Origin of the sequence: Colwellia sp. MB3u-8 (assembly GCF_014076985.1) — a bacterium.
Lineage (GTDB): Bacteria > Pseudomonadota > Gammaproteobacteria > Enterobacterales > Alteromonadaceae > Cognaticolwellia.
In genome coordinates, this window is the sequence record NZ_JACGVA010000059.1 from 374,814 (window position 1) to 395,538 (window position 20,725).

Sequence of the window (20,725 nt, forward strand, 5' to 3'; positions counted from 1 at the left end):
ACCCTGCTATTCTGATGTTGATTATTTTAGAGCAGATGAATAAAGTTAAGCTTTATATCAGCGCTACAGCAGAACAACATCAGTATGCTTTAGTCAGTAGCTTAGTAAGAGACTTAGCTAAATTTTAAAATAATACATGCCTATGTAGCTTACTCAGGTAGTGTCATGAGAACACCAAAAAAAGACTGTAAACCTACAATTTCAATAATGGAAAACTATATAAAATGTTGAAATATTGCGTTAATTTGTTGTGACTTCCCATAATGTCAGTGTTACCTGAGCCAAGGGCATAGGCATGAAATAATAAGACAATGAAATCTTCGCGTGGATCAGGAGTTTCCCAGACAAGTAACAAATCAACAATGACAGTACGGGGTAAAGTCATCACTATTGATAACAACCTACTCAACTAATATTTATCGATTTAAACGCATTAGCCTTAGCTTATCAGGCTTAACTCTTACTCAGCTGAAAAAACAGTTTTCACTTTCAACGTTCACTTTTGATGCACTGACCCTTTGAATGCACCGTCGATTTTTTAATATATCGCGCGCCATTTTAAGGCGCTTATTTTTTCTCGTCATTGACGAAGTTCTAACTGTTCAGGGGTTAACTTGCTATTACCACGGACAGTTTGACCGTCATCACTTTCTGGTTCTTTGAGCCAGCGACCAAGCATATTAGGATTAAGTCCTAAATTTCTTGCTACTTCTGCTTGGTTGTAACCTTGCTCATTGACCAAAGCAATGGCATCTAATTTAAATTATTTTGAATATTGTTTACGTTTTGTCATTTTCGATCTCTAGTTACGTTCATTATCTCTTAATTGGGGTAGTCGAATCTATGAAACCACATCATGTTCATTTGTATCCCCAGTTAAGTCAATTATGCCTTAACCGGGGGTAGTCGTATTAATTAGACCAGGTCATTCTATTTATAAATTTTATCACCCTGTTTTTTTCATGTTAGTCCTTAAAAGTGAGGCGATAATTAATCAACCCACTCAGTAGGCTAATTAAGCATCCACATTTTGTTTAACCTTCTCATTGTCATTAGTCGCTAGCGCTTTTAAAGATTGATAAAGCGTTTCTTCTTCTGCTGACAAGCTTTTTGGAAAAACAATTTTTAGCTTCACAAAAAAGTCTCCAGCAATTTTACTAGGTAAGCCACGACCTTTTAAGCGCATTTTACTGCCGCTACTGATCAGTTTAGGTAAGGTTAAATCAATAGGGCCGCTAGGTGTTGGCACTTTCACTTTTTCACCTAAAGCTGCCTGCCATGGGCTAATAGTAAGCTCAGTGGTTATATCAGCGCCTTCAACCACATATAAAGGGTTTGGATTAAAGCCGATTTCAAGATACAAATCACCATTTCTTGCACCGCCAGCACCTGCTTGACCTTGCTTTTGCAAACGAATTTTTTGACCCGGTTTGATGCCTTTTGGAATGCTAACTTTTAAGGTTCGATCTTTGTTTTGCATCCTTCCATGTTGATTAACAACTTGATCTTGTAGTGTGAAATTTCGGGTTGCGCCGGTGTAAGCATCTTGCAAATCAATCAATATTTTTGCATTGCTATCTTGGCCTTGCATAGATTGACGGCCACGCGAGCCACGTTGACCCGCACCAAAGCCGCCACCAAATAAGGATTCAAAAAAGTCGCTAAAATCACCTTGTTCGCCAGTATTGCCCTGGCCCTGATGATATTGATCTTGCCAACTAGGTGGTGGTGCAAAGCCTGATTGGCCAGCCTTCCAATTACTGCCCAGTTGATCATACGCGGCGCGTTTTTCTTTATCGCGTAATACTTCATAAGCTTCATTGATGTCTTTAAAACGAGTCTCAGCATTTTTTTCTTTACTGACATCAGGATGAAATTTGCGCGCTAATTTGCGATATGATGTTTTAATTTCGTCTTGGGACGCTGTTTTATCAACGCCCATAATTTTATAATAATCTTTATAATTCACACTGACCTCCTGCATAGATGGCATTTGCAGATAATTTTGTAAGTTAGCTTTGGTAAATAATTTTAGTAGATAAAGTCACTTAGTATCAATCCAAGGTTAAAATAACCCAGAATTAATTTTAACTAAGCCAATCTGATGGCCTCATTATAATAACAAATGAAATGTACGAATGTCAGTTATATGACACGGCTAGCAAATATATAAGCGGTACGCTGTATTGTTTAGTGCTGCTTTTAAGCGAGAATTTTTAGACCTGATTGTAGGCATAATTTTTTGCTAAAAATTTATCTCAGGTTATCAGTTCTTAATACATTTCAACCAACTAACCAACCAATTAACAAAGTAATAGCCTAGCTGAGTAAGAAAGCTAATACTCTGTTAATTGGTTGGTTAAAGTGAAAACGACAAACTATTGCTTAAGGACTTTGTTGCTATTTATCAGCGTAAATTTATAACATTCAAACGTAGATTTTAAGCTACTTATATGGCAGATGTTTTATGTTGTTAACTTTTACCAAACTAAGATCACACTGAGCCAATCGCTATAAAACTAAAGGATCACGCATTGTTTATAAAATAATCACTTAAAAGTGAGATTTCGATGGGGGTCTGAGCATTAATCCTGTATAATGCGCGGCTTTATTATGGTGGCTAAGCATTTGTCTATTGATACATCTAGCTTGGTTATCCAAAATTACAGTATTAACTATCACTTTAAAACCATCTGTTAGCACTTACTAGTTAATGAGCTTAGTTAACGGAAAATAGGAATATCTTTTGATCACTACATCGAACATTACAATGCAATTTGGCGCAGAGCCGTTATTTGAAAACATTTCGGCTAAATTTGGCAACGGTCACCGCTACGGTCTGATCGGCGCAAATGGCTGTGGCAAGTCTACATTTATGAAGATACTTAGTGGCGACTTAGTGCCTAGCTCAGGTAACGTATCGGTAAGTACAGGTAATAAAGTCAGTACCTTGGGCCAAGATCAGTTTGCTTTTGAAAAACATAATGTTATCGATACTGTGATCATGGGTGATATGCCGTTATGGAAAGTTAAGCAAGAAAGAGATGCTATTTACGCACAAGCTGAGATGAGCGAAGACGATGGTATGCGTGTTGGTGACTTAGAAAGCCAATTTGCAGAAATGGATGGCTACACGGCAGAAAGTCGCGCCGGTGAAATCTTATTAGAAGCCGGTATTGATGAGTCTTTTCATTACGGTTCAATGCAGCAAGTTGCGCCAGGTTGGAAATTACGTGTGCTACTTGCACAAGCCCTATTTGCTAACCCAGACATTTTATTACTTGATGAGCCGACCAACAACTTGGATATTCATACTATTAGTTGGTTAGAAGGTGAGTTGAACAAGCGTAAATGCACCATGATTATTATTTCGCATGATAGACATTTTCTTAACTCTGTTTGTACGCATATGGCTGATATTGACTATGGCGAACTTCGTGTCTATCCAGGTAACTACGAGTTTTATTTGGCACAATCTGGCTTATTACGTGAACAGTTATTAGCGGGTAATGACAAAAAAGTGGCTGAAATCGCTGAACTACAAGACTTTGTTAACCGTTTTGGTGCTAATGCTTCAAAAGCGAAACAAGCCAGTTCTCGTGCAAAGAAAATGGACAAAATTAAACTGGATGATGTTAAATCATCAAGTCGTATCACGCCTAAGATTGCTTTTGCTCCAGGTAAAAAAATGCACCGTCAAGCCTTAGAGCTTGAAAACTTAAGCCACGGTTTTGATGGCGAGGTATTATTTGAAAAAGGTGACTTATTACTAGAAGCCGGCGCTAAGTTAGCTATTATTGGTGAAAACGGCGCAGGTAAAACTACCTTGTTACGCTGTCTAATGAGCGAGTTAGAGCACGTTGAAGGTGTGGTTAAGTGGTCTGAAAATGCATCAGTGGGTTATTGCCCACAAGACAGTGGTTCATTTTTCGATAACGACTTAACGCTAATGGAATGGATGTCACAATGGCGTAGACCTTGTCACAACGATTTAAGTGTTCGTGGCATGTTAGGTCGTATGCTATTTACTGACGACGATGCCAATAAAAAAGCCCGTAATTGTTCAGGTGGTGAAAAGAACCGCTTGTTATTCGGCATGTTAATGATGGCTGATATCAATGTATTGATCATGGATGAGCCAACGAACCACATGGATATTGAAGCGATTGACGCGTTAAATAATGCCTTGAAAGATTTCGAAGGTACCTTGATTTTTGTCAGCCATGACCGCGAATTTGTTTCAAGCTTAGCTACACGAATTATTGATATTAAAGATAAAAAGTTAATTGATTTTCAAGGCTCGTTAGACGAATATCTTGATAGCCAAGTGCAAGTGAAAAAAATCGCTTAGTAATAAAAACTTAGCGAGTGTAAGTTAAAAGACTGCATTAACAGCCAGTTGAAGAAAGCAAGGTACAGCGAATGTACCTTGCTTTTTAGTTTTAATACGGGGCAATTAATCAATGAATTTTTGTTAGCCCGCGGTCAGCGTTATTATTGCTACTAGTCGAATCAAGTTCTTAAAAACTACCTCAACAAGTTACCTAGCAGCTTAACGTTATTGCCTATCCAATTTTTTTTAATTGTCTTGTGACCATGAAAGCCTACGCTAATGCAAACGCATAGTGTTATTATGAGGCATATTTCATTTTATTAGAATAACAGCATAATGTTAGTTTGCCCTCCAATGACAGAATGTCGTTGAGCTTAGTTCAATCGAGTTTACTCGATGATGACTTGTCACTATTTGAATCAATCGCGAATAATCTTGTCGATAAAGGTTACAGTATAAGCCTTGATGCCTTACCTAAAAATTTGACCACCTTGCTATTGCAACAGATCGATGAATTAGCGGATGAAAATTTTAAACGCGCGGGTATTGGCCGAGCTAAAGATCATGTTATTAATGATGCTATTCGCACGGATGAAGTTTGTTGGATAACGGGTAATACCGAAGCTAGTGGTGCTTGGATTAATTGGGCAGGGTCACTGCAAAATTATTTAAACAAGCATTTATTTTTAGGTTTGTTTTCTTTTGAAAGTCATTTTTCCCATTACGGTAAAGGCGACTTTTACAAGCTACACAAAGATGCTTTTAAAGGCGAAGATAATCGTGTGTTGTCTGTGGTGGTGTATCTTAATCAGCATTGGTCGCTTGAAGATGGCGGTGAATTGATCATTTACCCTGAGCAAGACCTTGACTCTGGTGTTATTGCCGGCAATAAAATAACGGTAATACCAAATGCTGGCACTATTGTTGTATTTTTAAGTGAAGAGTTTCCTCATGAAGTGTTACCTGCTTTACGCGATCGTTATGCTATTGCAGGATGGTTTAGATTAAATACCAGTATCGCTAATAATATTGATCCGCCAAGATAATGTAAAAAATAAAGTCATGTAATATAAGGTTACGGGGAATTGTAATTGCCAAAATTGAAGAAAAAGCTGCATGTAATGAGTGAACTAAGTGATATTAACCAAGAGTTATTGCCTTTGAAGGCATTAGCCGATAGAGAATTAGCCTCTATTTATGGTTTAACCGGAATGGTGTACACCCCACATATCGATGTTTATATGCAGGTGAGCATAAAAAAAGCTGAGATATTGGCTTGCTTAAAAAATCAACAGATCTTACCCTTGTCAGAGGTCGAACTTATTACTGCAGAGTTAGACCTTTTGCATAAAAGAGCTAGAAGCAATGCGGTTTTTGAATATCAAGGCAAACAATATAAGCGCCGATTTTCGCCACTAAAGCTCAGTAAATCAGGTAAAAATGTTCAAAGGTGGGCAAAATTTTGGCTGCTAGAATTACCTAATGGCAAAGTGGATCCAAATTGGGAGCGGCAAGTGCGAGAAATTTGGCCAAGCTACTTTCTTATTAGAGCCATTAATATCTAGTCTAGTGTCGTTTAGCTGAGTAAAGGGACGTTAAGCTCAAGTTGAACTAAGCCTAAGTCGGTCTAAGTAAAGTGACCTAACATCAGGCTAATAATTAATACGGCTTAGTGATTATCGACAATTGATCAAAAAACTGATAAAAAAATCATTAAAAAATTTTTCGATGAAATGCGCTAGAGATGATTATTCATCTCTAGCGCTTAGTCATTTAAGCGTTTACATCAACAACAACCCGACCGGTAACTTCACCATCAAGTAACTTGTTGGCCACAGCAATAGCGTCATGTAAGCCAACTGTGGTTGAAATTTGTGATATTTTATCAGCCAACTGCGTTTGCTCAAGTCGATGCCAGGCGTCTAATCTGTCTTGCTCTGGGCGCATAACACTGTCGATACCGAGTAAAGAGACACCTCTTAAGATAAAAGGTGCTACCGTTGATGGAAAATCCATACCTTGTGCTAAACCACAGGCGGCGACACAACCACCGTAGTTGATGCTGGCACAAACATTGGCCAGTGTTGTACTGCCTACAGAATCAATAGCTGCAGCCCAACGCTCTTTCATTAGTGGCTTACCTGGGGCAGATAACTCTGTACGGTCAATAATTTCATCCGCACCTAACTCTTTTAAATACGCCGCTTGTTTATCACTTCCTGTTGATGCGGTTACTGTGTAGCCAAGTTCTGCTAAAATGCGAATGGCAAAACTGCCAACGCCACCGGTTGCGCCAGTCACTAAAATATTACCGCTTTTTGGTGTAATACCTTGTTTTTCTAACGCGATGACACATAGCATTGCGGTGTAACCTGCTGTACCTATTGCCATGGCATTAAATGGCGGTATGCCTTTAGGTAATGGAATGAGAAATTCACTATTAATACGGGCTTTTTGCGATAAACCGCCCAAGTACTTTTCACCAACACCATAGCCATTAAGTAGCACATGATCGCCAACGTTAAATTTGTCATTATCACATTGCTCAACCACACCCACTAAATCGATACCAGGTATCATAGGGAAACGTCTTATTACTGGGGCTTTGCCTGAAATGGCTAAGGCATCTTTATAATTAATTGTGCTGTAAAGCACCTTAATGAGCACATCGCCATCAGTTAGGTCTGCTTCACTTAGTGCTTTAATGTCGGCGTGGTAGCCTTGGCTATCATCTTTATTGATCACTAAACTGTTAAACATTACTTTCTCCAAAATAGACCAGGGGGTCTATATATAGTTAAAAAATCACTTTGCAATTAACTGCAAAAATACATCGATAAAAGTATCGATGGGCGTTAAGTTTTTGGTCAATTTACTTTTAGCGATAGAGCCCTCCCATCCCATCCAAAAAAAACTCGCTAAGGCTGTGCAATCAAGTGACGCTGGAATGGTATTTTCTTGTTGTGCTAATTGTAGACAACAGGTCATTTTCTGTTGCCAAACTTCAAAAGTATTTAATAGTTGTAGCCGGTGACTTTCTGGTAATAGGCCAACTTCTTGTTCGAGATTACCAATTAAACAACCGCGTTTAAAATTATATCTTGCCATGCCTTCTTTAGCGTCGTTAGCAAAATTGACAATACGGACTAGCGGTTTATTGGTTTCATTGAGCAGGTGTAAATCTAATTTTTTAGCAAAATAGTGACTATATTCTTCAATAACCGCTATACCAAAAGCTTCCTTACTTGCAAAGTAATGATAAAAAGAACCTTTGGGTACCGACACTTTCTTTAAAATTTGATCTATACCAGAAGAGGCAAAACCAAATTCAGTAAAATATTCAACGCCACTTTGTACTAGCGCTTGTTTTGTTTGACTGCTATCTCGACCTGATTTTGCCGGTCTGCCACGCTTAGTTACTGCATCATTTTTGTTCATAAACCTATATTAGACCGATCGTCTATTTAAATGCAAGGTATAAAAAATTTCTGCGCTTTTTAAGCGGTTAATGTTTTTATAAATAAGGCTATCTTATTATTGTATTTTGCTGTGTTGTCGCAAATTTGACTCGCTTTGTCGCAATTGTTGCTCGTTTGATGGAATTTGTTATATCGTTGCTGTATAGAGTGGCCAATTAAGTGACTTAATTAGAATGGAAATAACAGCAGTAAATCATGAAGAAAGTACACTGGGATTAGGGCCACAGGCTTTTTCTAAGCAAAGTCACCAATTTTGGACCTTACAAATTACGGGCTGGTTAGGCTACGCTGTGGTGGTATTTTTAGCTATTATTCGCCCACAAATGGCGCTACAAGATTTTAATTTTTCAGGGCAGATGATAAATTTGGTGCTAGAAACCCTCAGTGGTTTTATTTTATCTTATTTACAGTGGCAGTTAATCCGTAAAATTGTTCATTTACCACTTAGAAAAACCTTATTTTTAAGCTTTCTTTCGGCCGCCTCATTAGGGTTGTTATTTAATGTTATTAAGCTAAGTTTTTATAAAATGGTGGTTTATCAGCAACAATGGAATGAGGCGTGGAATACATTAGAGTTTGGTGGTTGGTTAATGTTTTCATTAACCACTATGTTTGTCTGGACCTCCATCTATTTTATTATGCTGTATAACACTAAGTTGCAAGGTGAGCATGAAATGCTGCTGCGCGCGCAAACAGCGACTAAAGACGCTCAGTTACAAATGTTGCGTTATCAACTTAATCCACATTTTATGTTCAATACCATGAACGCCATATCAACTCTAATTTATAAAAACGAGAATGAAACCGCTAATGAAATGCTTGATAAATTGTGTGAGTTTTTCCGCTATTCATTAGATAAAAATGACAAAAGTAAAACAAGTTTACAAAAAGAGCTTGAACTCATTGAGCTTTATCTATCCATTGAAAAGGTCAGGTTTGCCGATCGCCTAAACGTAGAAATAGATGTTTGCAAAACAGCATTGGCTTGCCAAGTACCTTGTATGTTGTTACAACCTTTAGTGGAAAATGCCATTAAGTATGCGATTGAATTAAGAAAATCGGGTGGTAAAATTAGAATCAGTGCTAAAAAATCGACTGATCGTTTATTGATACAAGTTGTCGACAACGGCCAAGAAAGTCAAGGTAAAGTCAGCGATGGTTTTGGTATTGGTTTAAGTAATACCAAAGCAAGATTAAGTGCTATGTTTAACGGTGATTATGAAGTCAATATTACAGATACTGAAGAGGGCGGTACCATGGTTTCTATTTCTATTCCTTTTGAGAAAAAGGTTTAACATATGATCAATTTACCGCTAACTGCAATTATTGTTGACGATGAGCCTCTTGCCTTGGAAGGTTTACGACTAAGGTTGGAAAAATTACCAGAAATTGAAGTTATCGCAGAAGCTAGCGATGGCGACCAAGCCATTCACTTGTGTCAAACCTTATCGCCAGACGTGCTGTTTTTAGACTTACGCTTACCAGGGCTAAATGGTATTGAAGTGGTACAAGCATTACAGGCCGATGTGTTGCCTATGGTTGTTTTTGTTAGTGCTTATGGTGAATATGCTTTAGAAGCCTTTGAACTTAATGCTATTGATTATGTGTTAAAACCAGCTAACTTAGGGCGCTTACAAAAAACGGTAGAGCGCATAATGCAACGGGTCAAACCGGTAGACTCAAGTAAAGAAAAATTCAAACTTTTACGTGCCTTGGGAGAAACTTCAGGTATTGCGGTCACTGAGCTAGAAAATTGGCTAGCAACTGACTTACCTCTACCAACACTTTTTAATCAGGAATTAGTGATTAAAAATAACGATCAAGAAAAAATATTTTTACCGATAAAAGATATTCGCTGGATTGACGCGGCAGGTGATTATATGTGTGTTCACACACCCAGTGAGACTCATATAGTGCGAATAACCATGAAAAAACTGGTCAGTCAGCTCGACCCTAAAATATTTACTCGCATACACAAATCTACATTAGTTAACGTTAATTGCATTAAAAGTATTAAACCATTACGCAACAGTGAAAGTATTCTTGAGTTAGGTGATGACGTACAATTAAAGGTCAGTCGTAATTACAGTTCAACCATAAAAAAAATTGTAGAAGCCAAACAAATTTAACCATTTGTCGTATTTTTGTAACGCCTTACCCCTTGTTTGCGTCTAGATCTTTCCATGCCGCACGCTATAACCACCATAGCGCATTTTGTTTGTAACTATTTGTAATTTGAATCAGTATGATTACAGGGGGTAGTCTTAGTTGTGTGGTAAATAGCAATTATGACTGCCGAGCTATGCTGCTAATTAATTCGCATTAAATAACATAATTAGAACCATGCGAGTTTGCTTAGTACAACAAAAATAGTTGGGTAATTGGAAATTAAATTATGAGAAAAGCTGCAAAAAACATTACACATTTGCTTGCTTTACTTTCAACCATCACCTTAATAGGGTGTGGTGGTAGTAGTGCTGAAACTAAAACTGAAATAAATAAAGTTGATCCACAACAACCCGTCAGTGATTGGGCTTTGATTTGGAGTGACGAATTTGATAGCGAAACTATCAATGCGCAAAACTGGACACATGAAGTTAACTGTGCCGGTGGTGGTAACCAAGAAAAGCAATGTTACACCGATAGCGCAGACAATTCATTCATACAAGATGGCATGTTAAACCTTGTTGCTTTGCCTGCCGAAGATGGCGCTGCACTACCTTATACTTCAGCGCGAATGAGCACTCGTTATAAAACAGACTTTAAATATGGTCGAGTTGAAATGCGAGCGAAAGTTCCTTCAGGGCAAGGTAGTTGGCCTGCCTTTTGGATGATGCCTAGTGATGAAGAATATGGCGAATGGCCACGTTCGGGTGAAATTGATATTTTTGAATCGGTTAATTTAGGTGCTGCTAGAGAAGATGGCACCACAGAAAATCATATTTACGGTACTGTTCATTATGGTAAGAGCTGGCCAGACAATTCATCTTCAGGTAAAGCCTATAGCTTAGCTGATGGTGTAAACCCAGCAGATGACTTTCATACTTATGCCATAGAGTGGCAAGAAGGTGAAATTCGTTGGTATATGGATGGTTACTTATATGCGACACAGCGCCAATCAAAAGTGCGTTACAACAGTAAAGATGAAGCGGTTGGCCTAGCGCACAGAGGTTGGTTCACCGAATACTTCGACCAAGTCTCTGGTGAACTTAAAACCCATTGGGACACTGCACCATTTGATAAAGAATTTTATTTAATTCTTAATTTTGCCGTTGGTGGTAGCTGGCCTGAAAGCGTCAACGATACAGGTATTGATACAAGCGCTTTTCATGCTGAAAACAAATATGTAGTCGATTATGTAAGAGTTTATCAATGTCAGTCTGACCTTGAAACTGGTAAAGGTTGTGAAACCGTGAGACCAGGATACGATAACAAGGAAGATGCTCTTGTTGAAGGTAAAGCACCAGTGCCATTACCACCAAGTGACGGTGTTGCTAAAAATATCGCTATTTTTGATGGCTCTTTAGAGGCTAACTGGACCGCATGGGATTGTTGTGGCGGTACAACACCTGCAATTATTGCTGATGCAGACAAAGGCGACGTAGTTCAATTTAATATCAATGACAATAACGGTACAGTGTTAGGATTTTCAACCAGAGATGGACATTTCCCTACTGACTTTACCGGTGTTTCAGCCCCATTCGATGCATCTCCTCTACTCGACTTAAACGGCAAATTGTCATTTGAAATGAAAGTCGTGACTGCTCCTACATCTGCTACTACATGGTTATTTAAAGCAGAAACTGGTGACGGCGGACCAAACACAGGTGATGTTGCGCTTAATACCAGTATTGAAGGTTTAGACCCAATTGTTGGCCAATGGCAAACTTATACTTTCTCATTAGCTACGCTGCAAGAAAAAGGCTTAGACCTGAGTGCGATTGATGTTTTGATGGTTTTCCCTGCTTGGCAAACTGGTGAAGGTGCTGAGTATTTAATTACAAATATGAAAATTGAAGGTGATGTGGGTGCTTCTCCTGAGCTTGTTATTTTTACTGATAACGAAAACCCAAGCTGGCCAATGTGGGATTGTTGTGGTGGTTCTATCCCAACAGTTGAATTAGATGATGACGCTCACGGTAACGTAGCTGAATTTTCAATCGGTGCTGAACCAACGGTAATGGGCTTTATTTCTCGCATAGACAACACTGAAACTCCGGCGCCATTTGACGCGTCTGCCATTATTTCTAATGGTGTTATTCAATTCGATATGAAAGTTGTGGCTATGCCAAACGATGCAAGTGCTTCTTGGATATTCAAAGTTGAATCTGATAACAATACTTCAGCGGTTGAATTACCTTTATCGAGCAGCGTTGAAGGGGTAACTCCTGTTGCTGGTCAATGGCAAACTTATACCTTTAACATAGCTGATTTAGCTAATGCTGATTTAGATGTTAGTGCTATCGATGTCATTATGATATTCCCTGCTTGGAGCACTGGTGAAGGTGCGGTATACCGTGTTGATAATGCCAAAATTTATGATCCGAGTGCTTCAACAGGTTTTAATGGCCACGTATTATTTGCTGACGCTGCTAAAGAGCAATGGAGCATTTGGGATTGTTGTGGTGGTTCGACACCAACCCTTGAAAATGACGATACCGAACATGGTATGACCGCTGAATTTGTTATTGGCGCTGCTCCTACCGTTATGGGCTTACTTGCTGACGACGATGTTTATTTAGATGCTTCAAGTTTACTAAGTAATGGCGTTGTGCAATTTGAAATGAAAGTACTTACTGCACCAAATGATGCAAGTGCTGTGTGGAAATTTAAAGTCGAAGCCGGTGATACTACCTCTGCTGTTGAGTTTGATTTAAGCGCAAGCAATGAAGGGCAAGCTCCAGTGGTTGGTCAATGGCAAACCTATACTTATTCACTACAAAGCCTATTTGATGGCGGTTTAGATTTAAGTGCGATTGACGTGCTCATGGTGTTCCCAGAATGGGGCACAGGTGAAGGCGCAGTGTATCGCTTAGATAACGTCATGATCTATGATCCTACCAGTGTTCCTGCACCACAAGGACTAACCTTGTATGACAATGCTCAAAACCCTGATTGGCCTATTTGGGATTGTTGTGCGGGTTCAACGCCAACGGAAGAAAATGATGATGCTGACCAGGGTATGGTTGCAGAATTTGCTATCGGTGCCACACCAACTGTTATGGGATTTTTAGCCAATGAAGGTGTTTTCTATGATGCTAGCGGTATACAACAAAATGGTGTTGTTAAGTTTGATATGAAAATGGTTAGTGCTCCTAATGACGCGTCAGCGGTATGGAAGTTTAAAATTGAAGCTGGAGCTACAACCTCTGCCGTTGAAATGAACTTAACAGATAGTTTAGAAGGAGCTGCGCCGGTTGTGGGTCAATGGCAAACCTATACTTTTAATCTTGTAGACTTATTTGATGCAGGTTTAGATACCAGTGAAATTGATGTAATTATGGTTTTCCCTGCTTGGGGAACGGGTGATGGAGCAGTATATCGACTAGATAATGTCGCGATAACTGCACCATAAACACGTAATTAAAAAGCTCGTGCGACTTAATGTCGCCAGCTGAGACTAATTTTAACTAAGTAGGGTTAATATGAAACATTTAACATTTTCTAAAAAACACTTAGCTGTGTGTATATCAGCGATTATCAGTTCTGGCTTTAGCCAACACGCGTTTGCTGAAGAAGCAGACAAAGACGCATTAGCAGAAAAAGAAGCTAATGTAGAAGTTATTACGGTATCAGGTATTCGCGGGAGTTTAGTTCGCTCGATGAATATTAAACGTGATATGTCAGGGGTCGTAGATGCGATTTCTTCAGAAGAAATGGGTAAGTTCCCTGATACTAACTTAGCAGAATCTTTACAACGTATTACCGGTGTTTCGGTTAGTCGTGCTAACGGTGAAGGTAGCCAAATTACCGTGCGTGGTTTTGGGCCAAACTTTAACTTAGTAACCTTAAATGGTCGTCAAATGGCAGGGACAGGTTTTACGCGTTCATTTAACTTTGAAAATCTATCATCTGAGGGAGTAAGCTCGCTAGAGATCATGAAAACCGCTCGTGCAGAAGCGCCAACAGGTGGGTTGGGTGCGACGGTAAATATTGTCACGGCGAAGCCATTACAAAATCCAGGTCAAAAATTCTCTTTTATGGCCAAAGGAATCCACGACACATCGGTAAAAGAAGGTGATGATGTCACACCAGAAATTGCCGGTATTTATAGTAATACCTTTGATGATGAACGATTTGGTCTATCGGCAAACTTCTCTTATCATCGCAGAGACTTTCAACGACAAGCCGCTAATGTACGTTCTTGGTTAGTCAACCCAAGCTTAACCGTCGATGATGAAAATATTATTGACAACCGTCCTGTCGATGCCGAAGGAAATGTTGCCAGACAGTTTTTTGATCCAAACGAGGGAGAAAATGGCGAATATGTATCTGCTTCTTTCTTTCCACAAGAAGTTAGTTTTGGAAAAGATGATGTACAACGCGAACGTACTAATGCTCAGGTAACTTTTCAATTTGCTCCTACGAATGATTTAATTTTTACCCTTGATCACACAGTTTCAAATGCGGTAACAGGCAACAATTCGCTTTCTTGGGGAATTTGGAATGGCTCATTTGGTGGCAATGCTAATGCCTATGAACTAGATGAAAATGGTACGGCTATTTATTACAACTCTGCAGGTGATGATGCCTCTTTTACTTCGTTTCGCGAAACCAGTGAAGTCGATTCAAAAGCTACGGGGATTAACGTTGAATGGTATGCAACCAATGACTTGAGCTTTACTTTTGATGCTCACAATTCTAAAACTACCACAGACAATGGCAAAGACTCAGGTCTTAATGCTAATGCAAGAATAATTTTAGGATCGGCTGACCTTGCTTCTAAAGAATACTTTTTCCGTGAAGGTGATGTACCAGGTTTTAATATTAACTGGAACAATGGCTCTCAAGAGATTAACCCAAATCAAATTGGTTCTAATTTCAGTATATTTAGTAGAACACCAGGAGAGTCGGAAGTATCACAAGTTCAATTAGATGGTAAGTTGTTAATAGACACCAATTTTGGCCTAGAAACGCTAAGATTTGGTGTAGCTTACACTAAACAGACGTTGAGTGGCTCTGGAGGCTCTAACAATGCTAATGCGCCTGGATTCAATAATGGCACCTTTGCTGAAATATTCCCAGATAGCATGTTTGAAAGAGTTGACCTGAGTAATTTCCTTGATGAATTTTCTTTTGGTTCTAACGGTGTTGCGCCAGGTTATGCCTATACATTTGACCTTGATGAAGCTTTTGCTAGGCAAAGTGCATTTTTGACCGCAGATGTGGTTGGCAGTGACGTATACGAAATAGGTAGTTTTGATGGTTTTCCAGTTAACAAAGTAGAAGAAGAAACCATCAGTTTATACCTTTCAACCGCTTGGGATTTTGAAGTGAGTAGCTATGACGTTCAAGTAAACCTTGGCGTTCGTTATGAAGAAACTGACATTGTTAGCCCGGCCAAAAGTCGAGTTGCTGAGCAAGTATATTGGGCCGGTGGTTCAGAATGGATCACTCAGTTTGCCAGTGGTGGTGAGTTGGTGGAAGTTGACTTTGAAGGTAAATACGACTTATTACTTCCTATGTTAGATATAAAAGTCGACCTGAGTGATGATTTAGTTGCTAGGGCGTCATGGGGACAAACCATCACCAGACCTACACTTGGTGATATGCTCGGTAACCTGAGCTTAACGTCATCGCCAAAACTGAATTCAAGAAGTGGTAGTCGCGGTAATCCAAACTTACAGCCATTTAAATCGACTAACATAGACTTAACCCTTGAGTACTACTATGACGAAGCAAGTTATGCTGCTATAGGCCTGTTTTGGAAAGATGTTGATGACTGGATTGACAACGCTGAAGTTAAAACAACCTTTAATGGCTTACATGATGTATACCTAGGTCAACGCTGGAATAGTGCTGTATCAGCTATAACAGGGCGTGGTGAACAAGCTACTGATTCAGCTATATACAATGAGATTGTTGCTAATGGTGTTGGTATCGGTGAGAACAATCGCATATTACCTGATGCTGCAACTGACCCACTAATTGAATGGACTATAAGTTCACCAGAAAATGTTGGTTCACGTAAGGTTAACGGTATCGAATTGTCTATTCAGCATTTATTTGGTGAAACTGGCTTTGGTGCTGGCTTTAATGCCACTTTTGTTGACGGTGACGTTGAATACGATAACTACCAATTGGCTTCTCAACCCGTACTTCCAGGATTAAGTAATTCTGCTAACTTGCAAGGGTTTTACGAGAAAGATGGTTTGTCTGTCAAAATTACTGGTGCATGGCGTGATGAGTATTTAATTGGTCAAGGCTTACCTGATGCCCAAGGTGCTCCACCACAATATGCCGAAGAGTATCTTCAGTGGGATCTAAGTGTTAACTACGAAGTAAACGAAAGTATGACTGTGTTCTTCGAAGGCGTTAACTTAACCAACGAAACTGAGCGTACATTTAGTCGTTTCCAAAGCCAATTCTTGAGTGCCGCTCAATACGGCCCAAGATATACCGTTGGCTTTAGATACACCATGGATAATTAACCGCCATTTAAATTCGAGCTATTCATTTAAGGTACCCAGTTTTCTATGCGTATAGTGATGCGGGCTATGTTGTTACTAAGAGTATATTTACTCAACAATATCGCCCTCATTACACGCTAGTTGCGCCTTATAGTTTTAATTAATAGACGGTTGTAAGCCGCGCTTATATAAGACCTAAGCGCACTTCTTTCTTACTTCCATGTTGGTGTTGCTTAAGCCGCTTTTTAGCGCATAACTTTGGCGCAGCCCACATCGTGTTCTTCTCAATTTAGGAATTTATCTTATGGCTAGTACTTCGGTCGTATTAGACAAACAACATAGCACCGCTGATATTGGTGCACCTAACCAAAATCGCTTCGCGCTGATCTCATTAACCTCTTTGTTTTTTATGTGGGGCTTTATTACCTGCTTAAACGACATTCTTATTCCACATTTAAAAGCCATCTTTGATTTAACTTATACTCAGTCGATGTTGGTACAGTTTTGTTTTTTCGGTGCCTACTTTATCGTTTCGTTACCTGCTGGACAGTTAGTGAAAAAAGTGGGTTATCAAAAAGGTATTGTTGCAGGCTTACTTGTCGCCGCGTTAGGGTGCTTAATGTTTTACCCTGCAGCATCAATGCATAGTTATGCGATGTTTTTATCAGCATTGTTCGTATTAGCCAGTGGCATCACGATTTTACAAGTTTCCGCGAATCCTTATGTTACTTTACTTGGACCAACAGAGTCAGCTTCTTCAAGATTGACCATGACCCAAGCGTTTAATTCTTTAGGCACAACGGTTGCACCATATTTAGGTGGTTTGTTTATTCTAAATGAAGCCGCTAATTCGATGGCTGCAGCACCTTCTGCAGACTCTGTAAAAGTACCTTATTTAATACTTACCGCTGCTTTACTGGTATTAGCGGCTATTTTTGCTTGGCTGAAGTTACCTCATATCGCCAGTGCAGAGACCGAAGAAGACGAAGTTGTGACAGGCTCAGCTTGGCAATATCGTCATTTAGTTTTAGGCGCTTTGGGCATATTTGTTTATGTAGGCGCTGAAGTGTCAATTGGTAGTTTTTTAATTAACTTTTTTGGCGAAGCCAATATTGGCGGTTTAGAAGAGTCTCAAGCGGCTAAATACCTGACTTATTACTGGGGCGGAGCCATGGTTGGACGCTTTATTGGTGCTGCGGTAATGCAAAGAATTGATGCAGGTAAAACACTTGCCTTTAATGCTTTCTTCGCTGTGATTTTAGTGACTATTGCTATGTTAACCAGTGGTAGTTTAGCGATGTGGGCAATCCTGCTAGTCGGACTATGTAACTCGATTATGTTTCCTACTATTTTCAGCTTAGCGCTAAATAGCTTGGGTAAACATACCAGCCAAGGTGCAGGTATTTTGTGCTTAGCGATTGTAGGTGGTGCTATTGTGCCATTACTACAAGGTGTTCTTGCTGACATTGTTGGTGTGCAATTATCCTTTGTTTTACCCATATTTTGTTACATCTATATTGTTTCTTACGGTTTAATTGGCTCGAAACCAACGGCTGTTATTTTAAAGGAACAAGCGTAATGAATAAATTTACTTACCTCTTTGTATCCACTATTTCTGCATTGGGATTAGCGGCTTGTAATTCTGGTGCTAAGGTTGAATCTGATTTAGATACCACTGAAATAGTCTCGGAACAGATCGCTGTTGAAAAATCAGTGTTGGTTAAGAAAAACCTGTCAATTTGGCCGACTATTGCCTCAGAAGTAAAAGCAGATGCTGCACTTGAGCGTCAAGTGCAGCGTTTATTGTCTAATATGACATTAGCGCAAAAAGTAGCGCAAATGATCCAGCCTGAAATTCGCGATATTACGCCGGAAGATATGCGCAAATATGGCTTTGGTTCATACCTTAATGGTGGTGGCGCTTTTCCAGACAATAATAAGCATGCAACTCCGCAAGATTGGATAGCATTAGCCGAAGCTATGTATCAAGCCTCTATTGATGACTCTTTAGATGGCTCAACTATTCCCACTATGTGGGGTACTGATGCGGTTCATGGTCATAACAATGTTATTGGTGCGACCTTGTTTCCACATAATATTGGCTTAGGTGCGGCGAATAATCCTGAGTTAGTTGAGAAAATAGCAAAAATTACCGCCACAGAAGTGATGGTGACCGGCATTGATTGGGTTTTTGCACCGACAGTGGCAACCGTCAGAGATGACCGATGGGGCAGAACGTATGAAGGCTATTCTGAAGACCCTGAAATTGTCAGGTTATATGCAGCTTCAGTGGTTAAAGGTTTACAAGGCCACGCTGGTAATGACTTTTTAGGCGATGATCGGGTGATCAGTACCGTAAAACATTTTATTGGCGATGGCGGTACAATTGCCGGTGATGACCAAGGTGATAACCTCGCATCAGAGCAAGACTTATATGATCTGCATGCCCAAGGCTATGTTGGTGGTTTAACGGCGGGTGCACAATCTGTTATGGCATCATTTAATAGCTGGCATGGAGATAAAATTCACGGTAATCGTTATTTGTTAACTGACGTTTTGAAAAATAAAATGGGCTTTGACGGCTTTGTTGTGGGTGACTGGAACGGCCATGGGCAAATTGTTGGCTGTAGTAATGAAAATTGTCCACAAGCGGCGAATGCGGGCTTAGATATTTTTATGGTGCCAACCGATGCTTGGAAGCCGTTAATGGAAAATACCATAGCGCAAGTCAAACAAGGTATTATTCCACCAGCTAGAATTGACGATGCCGTTAGCCGTATTTTACGGGTTAAGTTACGTGCTGGCTTATTTAATAAACCTAGCCCAGCTAATCGACTATTTTCTGGAAAAACTGAATTAATTGGCAGTGAAGCGCATCGTAAAGTGGCTCAACAAGCGGTAAGAGAGTCATTAGTTTTATTGAAAAACAAGGCTAATATATTACCTCTTTCGCCAAAGCAAAATATTTTGGTGGCAGGTGACGCCGCACATAACATCGGTAAGCAATCAGGTGGTTGGAGCATTACGTGGCAGGGGACTAATAACAGTAATGAAGACTTTCCTGGTGGCTCATCAATTTTTGATGGCTTAGCTGCGCAAGTTAATGCTGCAGGTGGGACTATTACCTTGAGTGAAAATGGTCAGTTTTCACAACAGCCAGATGTTGCTATTGTGGTTTTTGGTGAAGAACCTTATGCAGAAGGTCATGGTGATAAAGATAATTTAGCTTACCAACGCGGCATGCAAACTGATTTAGCTTTATTAAAAAAACTTAAAAGCCAAGGTATTCCTGTGGTGAGTGTTTTTATAACGGGCAGACCACTCTGGGTAAATGCGGAGCTTAATGCCAGTGACGCATTTGTCGCTGCTTGGTTGCCGGGTTCAGAAGGTAAAGCGGTTGCAGATGTATTGTTAAGCGATGTAAACAATAAAATACAACACGACTTTAAAGGTAAGCTTTCATTTTCGTGGCCAAAAAGCTCGACACAAATCGTTAACCGATTTGATGAAGTTTATGAGCCATTACTGCCTTATGGTTATGGCTTAACCTATCAAAGCAAAGCAGACGAAATGTTGTTATCTGATAACCTATCTGAACAAGCAAGTACGGATGAAGGTATCGTTAAAAATACCGCTATATTTTCCGGTAAAGTTGCAAAGCCGTGGCGAATGTTTTTAACCTCGGAGCAGCAATCGACAGAGTTACTCTCTAATAGTGCCACTTTACCGGGTGTAGTATATCGAACGGTCGATAAAGTTGTGCAAGAAGATGCTTTTCGTCTTGAAACGAATGGTAATGCTAAAGCCGGCGTTATATTTTCAAGCAGCTTTAGAGAAGACCTTGCTTTTGAACTTGAGCAAAACTCAGTGTTAGTGATGACAGTAAAAAGTGAAGGCGATATCGATAAACCGGTTAATGTTGAACTGCATTGTGAGTCGATAGGGGATGCAAAGGGAAGTTGCCGAGCCGCTATTGATATTCAAAAACAGCTGCAAGCTTTGCCACAAGGGCAATGGCAAGATATAGCCATTAGCTTAAAGTGCTTTGCTGAACAAGGTGTGAAAATGAATGGAATTGTTTCACCGTTTGCACTTTATAGTACAGCGGCTGTTAAACTATCGATAAGCAATATTCGCTTTGAGCCGCAGTTAGCAGGGCAAGAGCAGGTTACTATTCACTGTCCATAGACGCGAAAATGCTATTTTCTTGCGTAAGGTCGGTATTTTAACCGGCCTTTTTGTCGCTTGGTTTTTAAAGATAAAGTAAAAACTTCATCGCGCTA

At 39.7% G+C, this 20,725-nt stretch carries 12 protein-coding genes and 2 pseudogenes; 9 read left to right on the forward strand and 5 right to left on the reverse strand.

Annotated features, from left to right (window positions below; all coding sequences use genetic code 11):
- Positions 1-193 precede the first annotated feature (193 nt).
- The 3 genes and pseudogenes from H4J54_RS08305 to H4J54_RS08315 all read right to left on the reverse strand — a co-directional run bounded on the left by H4J54_RS08305 (position 194) and on the right by H4J54_RS08315 (position 1,969).
- Complete coding sequence (locus tag H4J54_RS08305; RefSeq protein WP_182190409.1) at positions 194-388, reverse strand: hypothetical protein; 195 nt, start codon at positions 386-388, stop codon at positions 194-196.
- A 148-nt stretch (positions 389-536) separates the two neighbouring features.
- Positions 537-748, reverse strand: a pseudogene (locus H4J54_RS08310) (transposase); the annotation flags it as partial.
- Positions 749-1,015: 267 nt separating this feature from the next.
- Complete coding sequence (locus H4J54_RS08315) at positions 1,016-1,969, reverse strand: DnaJ C-terminal domain-containing protein (RefSeq protein ID WP_182190411.1); 954 nt, start codon at positions 1,967-1,969, stop codon at positions 1,016-1,018.
- 777 nt (positions 1,970-2,746) lie between these two features.
- Here H4J54_RS08315 and H4J54_RS08320 point away from each other — a divergent pair.
- The 3 genes from H4J54_RS08320 (at position 2,747) to H4J54_RS08330 (ending at position 5,898) form a co-directional block, all read left to right on the forward strand.
- Positions 2,747-4,351, forward strand: a complete 1,605-nt coding sequence (locus tag H4J54_RS08320; RefSeq protein WP_182190412.1) for an ABC-F family ATPase — start codon at positions 2,747-2,749, stop codon at positions 4,349-4,351.
- 344 nt (positions 4,352-4,695) lie between these two features.
- The gene (locus tag H4J54_RS08325; protein ID WP_182190413.1) at positions 4,696-5,379 is read left to right on the forward strand and encodes a 2OG-Fe(II) oxygenase; all 684 of its coding nucleotides are present in this window, start codon (positions 4,696-4,698) and stop codon (positions 5,377-5,379) included.
- A 75-nt stretch (positions 5,380-5,454) separates the two neighbouring features.
- Positions 5,455-5,898, forward strand: a complete 444-nt coding sequence (locus H4J54_RS08330) for a hypothetical protein (RefSeq protein WP_182190414.1) — start codon at positions 5,455-5,457, stop codon at positions 5,896-5,898.
- Between the two features lie 208 nt (positions 5,899-6,106).
- Here H4J54_RS08330 and H4J54_RS08335 read toward each other — a convergent pair whose 3' ends face one another.
- Entirely contained in the window at positions 6,107-7,093 is a 987-nt protein-coding gene (locus H4J54_RS08335) for an MDR family oxidoreductase (RefSeq protein WP_182190415.1), read from the reverse strand.
- Between the two features lie 45 nt (positions 7,094-7,138).
- A complete protein-coding gene (locus tag H4J54_RS08340) occupies positions 7,139-7,771 on the reverse strand; it encodes a TetR family transcriptional regulator C-terminal domain-containing protein (RefSeq protein ID WP_182190416.1) in 633 nt (210 codons plus the stop codon).
- Between the two features lie 214 nt (positions 7,772-7,985).
- On the opposite strand from H4J54_RS08340, the gene H4J54_RS08345 reads away from it, so the two are divergent.
- The 6 genes and pseudogenes from H4J54_RS08345 to H4J54_RS08370 all read left to right on the forward strand — a co-directional run bounded on the left by H4J54_RS08345 (position 7,986) and on the right by H4J54_RS08370 (position 20,630).
- Complete coding sequence (locus tag H4J54_RS08345) at positions 7,986-9,107, forward strand: sensor histidine kinase (protein ID WP_182190417.1); 1,122 nt, start codon at positions 7,986-7,988, stop codon at positions 9,105-9,107.
- Between the two features lie 3 nt (positions 9,108-9,110).
- Positions 9,111-9,941, forward strand: a complete 831-nt coding sequence (locus H4J54_RS08350) for a LytTR family DNA-binding domain-containing protein (protein ID WP_182190418.1) — start codon at positions 9,111-9,113, stop codon at positions 9,939-9,941.
- 266 nt (positions 9,942-10,207) lie between these two features.
- Positions 10,208-12,871 (forward strand): annotated as a pseudogene (locus tag H4J54_RS08355) (family 16 glycosylhydrolase); the annotation flags it as partial.
- A 586-nt stretch (positions 12,872-13,457) separates the two neighbouring features.
- Positions 13,458-16,463 carry a TonB-dependent receptor gene (locus H4J54_RS08360; protein ID WP_182190419.1) on the forward strand — a complete coding sequence of 1,002 codons (3,006 nt, stop codon included), beginning with the start codon at positions 13,458-13,460 and terminating at the stop codon, positions 16,461-16,463.
- Positions 16,464-16,746: 283 nt separating this feature from the next.
- Positions 16,747-18,021, forward strand: coding sequence for a sugar MFS transporter (locus H4J54_RS08365; protein WP_182190420.1), 1,275 nt, complete (start codon positions 16,747-16,749; stop codon positions 18,019-18,021).
- Positions 18,021-20,630, forward strand: a complete 2,610-nt coding sequence (locus H4J54_RS08370) for an exo 1,3/1,4-beta-D-glucan glucohydrolase (protein ID WP_182190421.1) — start codon at positions 18,021-18,023, stop codon at positions 20,628-20,630. The genes H4J54_RS08365 and H4J54_RS08370 overlap by 1 nt, the downstream gene beginning before the upstream one ends.
- Positions 20,631-20,725 lie beyond the last annotated feature (95 nt).